Genomic DNA, 12271 nt, shown 5'->3' with positions numbered 1-12271 from the left:
ACCCATGAAAGTGTCCATTTTTCTAAAACCTGTCTTAGCTTTTTGCCTGCTTGTAGGCTTTGCCTGGAGTTGTAGCGACGATTTTGTAGACGTTGACGCTCCTGTGGCTAATTCAGAAGACTATTTCAACAACGAAGAGGAGTATCAATCTGCCTTAATCGCGGCTTACGATCTACTCCAGAGTAGCTATATCAACGTGATGTTAGGCGAGATAGCCTCTAACAATACTTTGGCCGGTGGTGAAAGTGCGATCGACGTTCCTGGAATTCAGGAGATAGACGATATGCGTCACACACCTATCAACCAACAGCTACGTGACATCTGGACTTGGATGTACGGTGGAATCAACCGTGCGAACTTTATTATGGAGTTTAAAGACAAGACCGATTTCCCAGGGAAAGCTAATGTGCTTGGACAAACCACATTCCTTAGAGCTTATTATTATTTCGAATTGGTAAAATTCTTTGGCGATGTACCGCTAGCGGTAGACAAACGCATCCTTTTTGGAGAAGAGACCAGTATCGACAGAACTCCAGCGGCAGAGGTTTATGCTCAGATCGAGGCCGATCTACAATTTGCTATAGACAACCTGCCCGTGGCACAACCTGAAACAGGGCGCGTGACCAAAGGTGCTGCTCAAGCGCTTCTGGGTAAAGTTTACTTGTATCAGAATAAATTCGGCGATGCTGCCACTGTTCTAGATCAAGTGATTAACTCTGGCGCCTATTCTTTAGTAGAGAACTTTGCAGACATTTGGGAATTGGAAGGAGAAAACGGACCAGAATCTGTTTTCGAAGTACAGTATACAGATATACAAGGAGCGAGTTTTGACTGTTTGCAGTGTAGCGAAGGAAACGTTGCCGTTGGTTTCAATGGGATCCGCAATTTTAGCGGCCCGTTGTACGATTCAGGCTTTAGTTTTAATGTACCTACTCAAGAAACTTATGACGCCTATGATGACTCTGACACCCGAAGAGATGCCGGTATTTTGAATATCGAGCTGTTTGCTGCAGAGAATGCAGATTACAATGGTGGAGCAGGAGTATCTTGGGTAGAAGGTTTTGAGCACACTGGTTTTTACAACAGAAAGTATATTGCAAGACAAGGGGATCTCAATGTGGGAGATCAAAACCTGACCAATCCGAACAACTACAGAGCTATCCGTTATGCAGACGTATTACTAATGGCTGCGGAGGCGCACAATCGTGGAGGAGGCTCTGATGTAACTGCACAGCAGTATCTGAATCAGGTTCGCGAAAGAGCAGGCCTAGGTCCGATCACTGCGACTGGAGCTGCATTAACAGAGGCTATTTACCTAGACAGAAGATTAGAGCTTGTAGGCGAGGGACACCATTTCTTTGATTTGGTAAGAACTGGCCGTGCAGCTACTGATATAGACGGTTTTCAAACCGGCAAACACGAATTATTTCCAATCCCAGAAATTGAAATTCAATTAGCGGGTAACCGATGGGAACAAAACCCCGGATATTAATATGAAGCATTTAGTGAGAACCATACGACCATTTGCGGCAGTTGCCTTTGTCTTTCTGCTTGTTTTTAGCGCCTGTAAGGATGACGACCGCGATCTTGACTTTTTAGATCAGATAACCGTTCCTCAGGACTTGCGACTCGGGGTGCTTCTGGCCCAAGACAATTCCGGAACGGTGACCTTTACGCCTACGGCCCAAGGCGCTTCGACCTTTGTTATCGACTATGGCGATGGTGGAGGGTCTAGCGATGAATTGACTCCGGGGCAACAAGACAGCCATGTCTATGCAGAGGGAACCTACACTGCTACACTAACGGCTTTTAATTTGGAAGGAGAGAGTACAACCTTGGAGCAAGAGGTAGTTGTATCGTTTCGCGCGCCAGAGAATTTAGTGGTCAATGTGGTGCAAACCAGTGATGCTTTCACTATAGAGGTTTCTGCCTCAGCTGACTTTGCTGCCAGCTTTGAAGTATTCTTTGGTGAGGTTGCAGATGAAGAAGCTACTCCGTTTGGAATAGGAGAGACCGTGCCTTATACATATGCCGAGGTTGGCTTTTACGATGTTCGCGTTGTGGCCTTGAGCGGTGGTGCAGCCACTGTAGAAGAGACCGTTACCATAGAGATCAGAAACCCGATAGTATTGCCTATCGATTTTGAATCTAGCACTATCAATTACGCATTTGTAGATTTTGGCGGAGCACAAAGCCAGGTCATTGACAATCCTGATCCTTCTGGAATAAACACTAGTACAAAGGTTGCGGAGTTCTTTAAAGAACCAGATGCTGAGATCTTTGCGGGAACCATACTGCAATTGGGAGATCCAATAGATTTTAGCGAGTTCCAAAGCTTTACGGTAGACGTATGGTCTCCAATAGCAGGAGCCGTGGTTAAATTGAAATTAGAGAATGCAGACGATCCGGCTATTGCCACAGAGATTGACGCAGTAACCTCTGTTACCAATGAATGGGAGCAGCTAGGTTTTGATTTCTCGGGAGCAGACCTGACCCAAGAATATTCTAAGTTGGTGATCTTCTTTGACTTCGGTAATGCCGGAGCAGGTGACACTTTCTATTACGACAATATTGAACAAGCCAATGTTACTACAGGTCCTATTGTAACACTGCCGGTAGACTTTGAAGACGATACTTTGGATTACGGTATCTTCGGATTCGAAGGTGCAGATTCTGCTCGTGAGGCCAATCCGGTGCCAGGTGGTATCAATACGAGTGCTAATGTGGTTCGCACTACCAAAGAGGTAGGCGCGCAATTCTTTGCAGGGACCATTGTACAACTGGGAGAGCCTATTGACTTTACTGAGTCTTCTTCTATCCGAATGAAAACTTATTCTCCTAAAGCTGGAATTCCAGTACGTATGAAACTGGAGAATTCTGCCGATCCGGGCGAATTTGTTGAGCTAGATGCCAACACCACCGTGATCAATACTTGGGAGACTTTAGTATACGACTTCACCGGTGCATCAGGAACCTACGATAAAGTAATCGTATTCTTTGAGTTCATAGTGGACTTACCTGGAGATGGTTCTACCTATTATTTCGATGATATTGAATTAGACACACCGGCTGGTGTTGAATTACCAGTGGACTTTGAAGATCCTGATCTGACCTATACCGTCTTCGGATTCGAAGGTGCAGACTCTGCAGTAGAAGCCAATGCCGTACCTGGTGGTATAAACACCAGTGCAACAGTGGTGCGAACTACTAAAACAGTAGGGGCTCAATTCTTTGCAGGAACCATAGTGGAACTAGACAGTCCAGTTGACTTCTCTGCAACACAAATGATTTCTGTGAATACTTATTCTCCTAAAGCCGGGATTCCGGTACGTTTAAAATTGGAGAACTCAGCAGATCCAGGCGAGTTTGTAGAGCTCGATGTCAATACCAATGTCATCGACACCTGGGAGACCTTGACTTGGGACTTTTCTGGTTCAAGTCCAACAGGAACTTACGACAGGGTGATTATTTTCTTTGAGTTCGTAGTAGACCTCCCTGGAGACGGATCGACCTATTATTTTGACGACATTCAACTTGCTTTTTAAAAAATAGACTATGAAACGTATTTATCAATTATTTTTCATCATCACAGTGATTCTAGGTGTCCAGGGATGTCAAGAAGACGATAAGGTCTTCGGCGATGTCACTGCACCGACTAATTTGCAAGTTGAACTCACAGTGGCCAGTGACCAATCAGGCATAGTTAGTGTTTTACCATCGGCAGACAATGCCATTAATTTTCATGTCTTTTTTGAGCCTGATGCTGACCCTGTGGTAGTTAGTAATGGACAGGAAGCCACCTTCCGCTATATCGAAGTTGGCCAGTACACACGAGATATCGTTGTAGTGGCCTTTGGTAGAGGAGGGGCTTCCAGCTCATTGCAATTAACAGCAGAACTCGACGTTATTTTGGTGCTGGATCCGGAGGTTCAATTTGCCTTGGCGGGAGACGGCAGCAAGACGTGGGTATGGGATTCAGCAAATGGAGGCCACTTCGGAGTGGGTGCTCCAGATGTTGACTTTGCGAACTTCTTTAGTGCAGCTCCCAACCAATTAAATCCTTGCCTTTATGACGACACTATAACTTTCAGCTTCGACGGAGCTGGAGGCTTTTTCTATACCCTTAACCCTGGTGCGGAGACCTTTATTAACTGGACAGAAATTAAGCGTTTCTTTCCTGATGCTAGTCCAGGAGAGTTTGTAGATGAATGCCGCGACATATCTGATCAGATAGAACTCAGTACAAACTTCTCATTAATTGAGTCAGACGGCACAACAACGCTAACAGTTCCAGGAAGTACCTTGTCTTATTATGCAGGAATTACAGAATATGAGATCGTAGAACTGACTGAGAATAAATTAGTGGTTCGTGGAATTCAGAATCCATTCGATCCACCAGGAGATCCATTAGCTTGGTACCACACCTTTGTGCCAGAAAGTGGCGGCGGAGCTCCAGGTTGTGCTGGCGGTTCTACAGGAGCCACCGGAAGTGGAAACAATGATGTTTTAGTATGGGCCGACGAATTCGATACTCCAGGAGCGCCTTGCGAAGCCAATTGGACCTTTGAGATCGGAGACGGTTGTCCTGACCTATGTGGCTGGGGTAACGCAGAGGCACAGTACTATACAGATCGTCCAGAGAATGCTATTATAGAAGACGGTGTATTAAAGATCACTGCACGAGCAGAGGCATTTGAAGGGTCAAACTATACCTCGGCTCGTATGATCACCAAAGATAAATTCGAGTTCCAATACGGACGTGTGGAAATGCGTGCCAAACTGCCTACGGGCGCCGGAACTTGGCCAGCATTTTGGATGCTAGGAGCGGATATAGACACCAACCCTTGGCCAGGAGCCGGAGAAATGGACATTATGGAGCACGTTGGCAACAGCCAAGACGTGATCTTTAATTCCCTTCACTTCCCTGGGAATTCCGGAGGAGACGCCATCACAGTGGACACCCCATTACCTGGAGCGTCAGACGACTTTAATATCTACGCCTTGGAATGGACAGAGGATCAGATAACCTTTTATGTCAATGATACTGTTGGATTGAGCTTTCCAAATTCTGAGTCGGTACCATTCCAAAAGGACTTTTTCCTCTTGGTCAATGTGGCCATGGGAGGAACCTTTGGTGGTGCTATAGATCCGGCCTTTACGGAATCTACATTCGAAATCGATTATATAAGAGTATACCAATAGATGAAAAAAGCAGCATTTTTCGGGATAGTTATTTTGGCTTTGACCTTTGCGGCCTGTAATTCAGGAACAGGGTCGTCTACAGCCAATACAGACAGTTCGAGTCCTTTTGCAGCCGAGGTTGATTCTTTACTGAATATCATGACCTTGGAAGAGAAGATCGGCCAAATGAATCAGTACAACGGTTTCTGGAACGTAACAGGGCCAGTACCAGCGGGTGATGAGGCTGCAAACAAAAAGTACGATCACCTGAAGAAAGGTTGGGTGGGCTCTATGTTGAATGTTCGTGGAGTTGAAAATGTGCGCGCAGTTCAAAAGATAGCTGTAGAAGAGACCCGCTTGGGAATACCGCTTATCATTGGTTTTGACGCCATCCACGGATATAAAACCCTAAGTCCAATCCCACTGGCCGAATCCGCTAGCTGGGATATGGAAGCCATTAGAAGATCAGCAGAGGTGTCTGCAGCAGAGACTGCAGCGTCTGGAATAAACTGGACTTTTGCTCCTATGGTGGACATAGGACGCGATCCACGTTGGGGTCGAGTAATGGAAGGAGCAGGAGAAGATCCTTACCTCGGAAGCAAGATAGCCATGGCTCGTGTTAAAGGGTTCCAGGGTGATGACCTTTCTGACCCCTTTACCATTGCGGCTTGCACCAAGCACTTTGCGGGATATGGTTTTGCCGAAGGTGGAAAAGATTACAACACAGCCGATTTTGGCAGCAGTACGCTATACAATATGGTTCTACCCCCTTTCAAAGCTACAGTAGATGCCGATGTAAAGACCTTTATGAATAGTTTCAATGTGCTTAACGGAATACCGGCAACTGGAGATGAGTTTCTTCAACGAGAGATATTAAAAGGCCAATGGAATTTCCAAGGTTTTGTGGTTTCCGATTGGGGATCAATTGGAGAAATGGTAGCGCACGGTTATGCCAAAGATGGAAAACACGCTGCCGAGTTGGCCGCAAATGCTGGTTCGGATATGGATATGGAATCTTATCTGTATGTTGAGCATTTGGCCAAACTAGTAAGAGCAGGTAAGGTGGATGAGGCCTATATCAACGATGCTGCACGACGAATCTTAACAGTGAAATACGAATTGGGTCTTTTTGAGGATCCTTACAAATATTGTGATGAGGCCCGAGAAAAAGCCACCATAGGTAAAGAAGCACATCAAGAGGCTGTGCTAGATATGGCTAAAAAGTCTATTGTACTGCTTAAGAACGAAAACAAATTACTCCCTTTGAAAAAGTCTGGGCAACGCATAGCCGTAATAGGTCAGTTTGCTAATGACAAAAACTCCCCACTGGGTAGTTGGAGAATTGCTGCCGATGACAATACTGCCGTTTCATTAATGGAGGGTATGGCAGCCTACCCAGACAACAGGCTTACTTACGCCTTAGGGGCGCAAGTATCCGTTGGACCTACCTCTTTTGTCATGGAAACTCAGATCAACGAAGATGACACCAGTGGATTTGCAGAGGCAATTCGCGTAGCTCGTGCGGCAGATGTTGTGATCATGAATCTCGGAGAGGTTGGATGGCAAAGTGGAGAAGGACGCAGTCGAGTAAATATAGATCTGCCAGGCGTTCAACAAGAGCTTTTAGAGGCAGTTTATAAAGTCAATAAGAACATAGTATTGGTATTGCAAAGTGGACGTCCTTTGGCCTTGCCTTGGGCAGACGAAAACATTCCAGCTATTGTCCAAGCTTGGCAGTTGGGAACTCAAAGTGGAAACGCTATTGCTCAAGTGCTTTATGGAGATTACAACCCGAGCGGGAAGATGCCGATGACCACGCCAAGAGACAAGGGGCAAATTCCTTTGTATTACAACCATAAGAGCACGGGTAGACCGACTATTCCAGCGCCAAATTTGGTTTTTTGGTCACATTATATGGACGAATCCAACGCGCCTTTGTATCCATTTGGTCATGGTTTGAGTTACACAGAGTTCAAATATGATGGTTTAGAGGTCAATGCCAACGGAGACGGCACTTATAAAGTCAGCTTTACCCTTACAAACTCCGGAGCTGTTAAAGGCAAAGAGGTAGCTCAGCTATATATACAAGATGTTGCTGCTTCTGTAACCCGACCTGTTCGTGAACTCAAAGGATTCGAACTGGTGGAATTAGAACCAGGAGCATCCAAAGAGATAACATTTAACTTGAGTGATGCCGAATTAGGTTTTTATAATAATGAAGGCGAATTTATAGTGGAAGATGGTCTTTTCCGAGTTTTTGTTGGAGGAAGCTCGGCAACTCAATACAGTACAGAATTTGCCAGATAAAACATGTTAAGAGCCATTTTGATCATATCGTCTTTTTTGCTTTTAGCTGGTTGTGGACACACTTCTAGCAAGCTCGTTTTCGAGGAGCATTTTGACGGGAATCAGCTCAATGAGGTCTATTGGAATTACGAACTCGGCGACGGTTGTCCTAATCTCTGCGGTTGGGGTAACAACGAGCGACAGATCTACAACAAAGCCAATGCTGTGGTAGATAACGGTCATTTGATCATCTCCGCCACTAAAAAAGGTGAGGTATACAACAGTAGTCGTATCACCACCAAGGGTAAAATGGAGTTCCAATATGGCAGTATTGAGGTTCGAGCCAAATTACCTAAAGGAAAAGGAATCTGGCCAGCCATTTGGATGTTAGGCAACGATATTGACACCAACACTTGGCCGGCTTGTGGAGAGATCGATATTATGGAATACGTTGGCAAGCAACCTGGGGTTATCTATAACTCCTTGCATACGCCCGACAGTTATGGCGCAACGATCAACTCAAAACAAACACATATAGCTGATGTGGAAAACGATTTCCATGTGTACCGTACGGATTGGACGGCAGACAAGATCAGCTTTTATATAGACAGTAAAGAAGTATACACTTTTAAGCCCAAGACAAAGAACGCCCAGACCTGGCCGTTTGATAAGCCATTCTATTTGATAATTAATATGGCGATTGGAGGACATTTTGGCGGCCCTGAGGTAGATGATAACATCTTTCCGCAGGACTTTATCGTGGACTATGTGAAGGTGTACAATTTTTAAACTTGAAACTTGATTATTAATTTAAATTAAAATGTGATGAGAAAAACTTACTTACTATTAGCAGCAATGTTTGCGATGTTCACAAGTAATGCACAAACAACGATCGAAGTAGATCCTTGTGCTGGAGTTGACGGAGACGCTTGGTTCGGATTCATGAATGTATTCGAATTAGACGAAACAACTTTTGTATTCAACTCTGGATGGGGTGTAGGAGATCTTAAGTCAACTGTAAACTGTGCTGACGGGCGTATCACGCTTCAGCCAAACTTCAACACTTACGCAGAAAACCCAGACGATCCGTTTTGGGTAAACCAAACTACTGGAGAAGGTGCTAAGTTCATGAGAGCTAACACTATTGTAGGAGACAACTCTGGACTGGGTGGAGAGCAGACTTTCACAGGTGGTGTAGAGAGCTATACTTTGAGTTCTGAGTATAGCGTAGTTGCTTTTATCCGTGTATTCAACGCAGATTTTTCTGCTTTACTTCGTGAGATGACTTTGCCAATCACAGAAGCTGGTGTATTCTCTATGACCATGACTGAAACTGATGCAGCTGATGGACAAGTACAGTTCGGATTTGAAGTATCTGGACCTAACGCTAACCCAGCAGATGAAGGTACACTAGGAAGCGTAGTAGTAGGACCAGTTGCTCTTAATGTGAACGATGCTGAGATCATCGGCTTGTCTGCTTATCCAAACCCAGCTAGTGATGTGTTAAACGTACAGACTAGAACAGAGCAAACAGGAATTGCTATTTACAATGTACTTGGACAACAAGTATTGACTCAGAAGCTTACTGGAACAAACTCTGCTATCAATGTAGCTGGTCTTAAGACCGGAGTTTACTTTGCTACAGTGACCACTGATGCTGGTCAGCAGCAGATCAAGATCGTAAAGCGATAGTCTAAAAAGACGGCAAACCTAAAGAACAATACGTTCTTCATTTTTATTATTAACTTGCCCAGACTGTCCGTTTGGGCAAGTTTTTATCAACCAACATCAAACAACTATGCTAGCAATTTTATCCTTCGTAGGCTTTACCGCAATGGTGGGTGTGATCTCTTATTTAGCAACCCGAAAAACAGACGAAAATACCAGTGACGGTTATTTTCTCGGTGGCCGAAGTCTTACGGCTGGTGTCATTGCCGGCTCGCTCTTATTGACCAACCTTTCCACAGAACAGATCGTTGGTCTTAACGGATCTGCTTACGATCAAGGTATCTTGGTAATGGCTTGGGAAACCCTTGCGGCGATTGCTATAGTTGTTACCGCTTTATTTCTATTACCACGCTATTTAAAAGGCGGACTCACAACGGTACCTACATTTTTGGCCAATCGTTTTGATGTCACCACAAAAACATTGACATCTGGTTTGTTCTTAACTGGATATGTAGTTGTATTATTACCTGTTATTCTTTACTCCGGATCTTTGGCGATCTCCAATATGTTTGGGATCCCAGAATTATTAGGCGTTTCAGATACCGCAGCACTGTGGATCTGTGTTTGGGGGATCGGAATTATCGGTTCTATTTACGCCGTATTTGGAGGGCTGAAGGCAGTAGCCGTTTCTGACACCATCAATGCCATTGGCTTACTCATAGGGGGATTGCTTATACCTATCTTCGGACTGATGGCCATAGGTGATGGCAGTATCATGGACGGCTGGACAACACTTACCGAGGCGAATCCGGAGAAATTCGACGCTATGGGTAGCAAAACCAGTGCGATCCCATTTTCTACCATTTTTACAGGAATGATGCTGGTTCAACTTTTCTACTGGGGAACCAACCAGCAGATCATTCAGCGTGCCTTGGCGGCTAAAAACCTTAAAGAAGGCCAAAAAGGACTGATTCTGGCTTCTTTTATTAAAATATTAGGCCCTGTGATCGTGGTATTGCCGGGTATTATCGCCTTCCATTATTTTCAAGGCGGATTGGACCAGGCCGATGCGGCTTACCCTAGACTAGTAAATGCTGTATTGCCTTCGGCTTGGCTAGGTTTCTTTGCGGCGGTGCTCTTTGGAGCGATCTTGAGTTCGTTCAACTCGGTACTTAACAGTTCGGTGACCCTTTTCGGGATAGACATCTACAAGCAGCATATAAACAAAGATGCCGACGAGAAGACCGTAGTTAAGAACGGAAAGACCTTTGGAGTTGTACTTGCGTTGGCTTCGATGTTCATTGCGCCGCAATTAGCCAATGCTGGTTCGCTGTTCGATTACTTGCAAGAAGTGAATGGAATCTATTCGATCCCCATACTTACCATTATTGTGGTAGGTTATTTGACAAAACGCGTACCTGCTATAGCAGCAAAGATCGGACTCTTGTCCGGGTCATTGCTTTATTGCATAAGCCAGTTCATTTTGCAGCCATATTTTGTAGGTCGTGCAGAGGCGCGAATCGCCGCAGAAGGTATAACCGATCAGCAGCAAATTGCTGAGATCATGGCAGACGCTTATCCGCACTTCTTACACGTAATGGCGATCCTGTTTGTATTAAACACTTTGATTATGCTCGCTATCGGAAAGTGGAAGCCGAGAGAAACGCCTTATGTACAAAAGTATACCGAGCAGGTTGATATAGAACCATGGAAACACGTTAAGCTTGCCGGAGCGATAGTGGTGATTATAGTTATCAGCACCTATGTGTACTTCCAATAACAAAAAAGGCGCTCATTGAGCGCCTTCTTTTTAATATCAACTATAATAGCGACCCTTAACGGGCTAAAAATTCACTAATAGATGCTATTATTACTTCCTTAAAGTAAAAGTAGCCTAAATATTGAGTCTGCAAAGCTTGCGCAGCTAAGAAAGACTCACGAAAACGTTTGCGTGTTGATAAGTTTGCGTATTTTAACGCTTTCTAAAATTTTACGGACGAATACTACAGAATCGAGAATATTTCGGCCTTTGATTATCAATTGTTTAGCACTTTTTAGAATCCTACACGAGAGCCTATGCCAAAAATGACCCTAAAGAAGATCGCCTCAGAATTAGAGGTGTCTATCTCTACCGTATCTAAAGCATTAAAGGACAGCCACGAAATTGGGGAGGAAACCCGCAAGAAAATCCAGGCATTTGCCGCCTTGTACAATTACAAGCCCAATAATATAGCCTTAAGCCTAAAGAATCAACGGGCTCATACCATAGGGATCATTATTCCGGAGATTGTCCACCATTTTTTCACTACGGTAATTCAAGGCGTAGAAGAGGAGGCCAATAGTAGAGGTTATAATGTGGTAATTGGACTCTCTAACGAGTCATTTGCCAAAGAGGTGCACAATATGGACACCCTAGCCAACGGGAGTATAGATGGTTTTATCATCTCCGTAGCAAAGGAAACCCTGCTTAAAAAAGACTATCACCATTTGCGCGAGACCATAAATCAAGGAATGCCAATTGTTATTGTGGACAGGGATCTGCCAGATCTGGACACCGATAAAGTAGTGGTAGACGATGTGCGTGGCGCTCGAACAGCAGTTTCTTACTTGGTAGATCAGGGCTGTTCCAATATTGGTATCATTACCACAAACGATCATGTCAATGTAGGTAAGCTACGGTATATGGGCTATCAGAAAGCCTTAAAGGATGCAGGTCAAGAAGAAATGACGCAGCGGGTGTTAAAACTAGATGACGATATGGACACCATAGCGCAGAGTGATGCCTTAGACTTGGCCATAGGCGCTTACTTAGATAAAAACCCTGACCTGGATGCTATTTTTGCCGTGAATGAGATCTTTGCGATTGCTGCCATGAATGCGGTTAAAAAAACTGGTAAACAAGTGCCACAAGATGTAAAAGTGGTTGGTTTTACAGACGGCTTGCTTTCTAAATACGCGCAACCGCCATTATCTACAGTAAGTCAACACGGGTATGATATGGGAAAACGCGCAGCACATTTACTGATAGACAGAATTGAGAACGACGACCCGGACGACGCTTATCAGACCTTAGTGATACAGACCGAATTGATTCCCAGAGCCTCAACTGCCAAATAAGGCTTTGGTGTAAAAATTC

Annotated in this window: 8 protein-coding genes; all 8 read left to right on the top strand. The window is 44.6% G+C overall.

Annotated elements, in window-relative coordinates:
* The first annotated feature begins 4 nt into the window (after window positions 1-4).
* The 8 genes from AC0J2F_RS01930 to AC0J2F_RS01895 all read left to right on the top strand — a co-directional run bounded on the left by AC0J2F_RS01930 (window position 5) and on the right by AC0J2F_RS01895 (window position 12252).
* The gene (locus AC0J2F_RS01930) at window positions 5-1492 is read left to right on the top strand and encodes a RagB/SusD family nutrient uptake outer membrane protein (protein ID WP_473008402.1); all 1488 of its coding nucleotides are present in this window, start codon (window positions 5-7) and stop codon (window positions 1490-1492) included.
* A gap of 1 nt (window position 1493) precedes the next feature.
* Window positions 1494-3545 (top strand): hypothetical protein, encoded by a 2052-nt coding sequence (locus tag AC0J2F_RS01925; RefSeq protein ID WP_473008401.1) that lies wholly within the window; start codon window positions 1494-1496, stop codon window positions 3543-3545.
* Window positions 3546-3555: 10 nt separating this feature from the next.
* Window positions 3556-5202, top strand: coding sequence for a glycoside hydrolase family 16 protein (locus AC0J2F_RS01920; RefSeq protein ID WP_473008400.1), 1647 nt, complete (start codon window positions 3556-3558; stop codon window positions 5200-5202).
* Window positions 5203-7488, top strand: a complete 2286-nt coding sequence (gene bglX, locus AC0J2F_RS01915) for a beta-glucosidase BglX (RefSeq protein WP_473008398.1) — start codon at window positions 5203-5205, stop codon at window positions 7486-7488. It abuts the gene before it with no gap.
* 3 nt (window positions 7489-7491) lie between these two features.
* Window positions 7492-8256, top strand: a complete 765-nt coding sequence (locus tag AC0J2F_RS01910; protein ID WP_473008397.1) for a glycoside hydrolase family 16 protein — start codon at window positions 7492-7494, stop codon at window positions 8254-8256.
* A gap of 36 nt (window positions 8257-8292) precedes the next feature.
* Entirely contained in the window at window positions 8293-9159 is an 867-nt protein-coding gene (locus tag AC0J2F_RS01905; protein ID WP_473008396.1) for a T9SS type A sorting domain-containing protein, read from the top strand.
* 106 nt (window positions 9160-9265) lie between these two features.
* Window positions 9266-10915, top strand: coding sequence for a solute:sodium symporter family transporter (locus tag AC0J2F_RS01900; protein ID WP_473008395.1), 1650 nt, complete (start codon window positions 9266-9268; stop codon window positions 10913-10915).
* Between the two features lie 296 nt (window positions 10916-11211).
* Window positions 11212-12252, top strand: coding sequence for a LacI family DNA-binding transcriptional regulator (locus AC0J2F_RS01895; protein ID WP_473008393.1), 1041 nt, complete (start codon window positions 11212-11214; stop codon window positions 12250-12252).
* Window positions 12253-12271 lie beyond the last annotated feature (19 nt).

The organism is Gilvibacter sp. CC01, from assembly GCF_055755295.1.
Note: the sequence above shows the minus strand (reverse complement) of the source record. Positions and strands in the feature narration are given on the sequence as shown.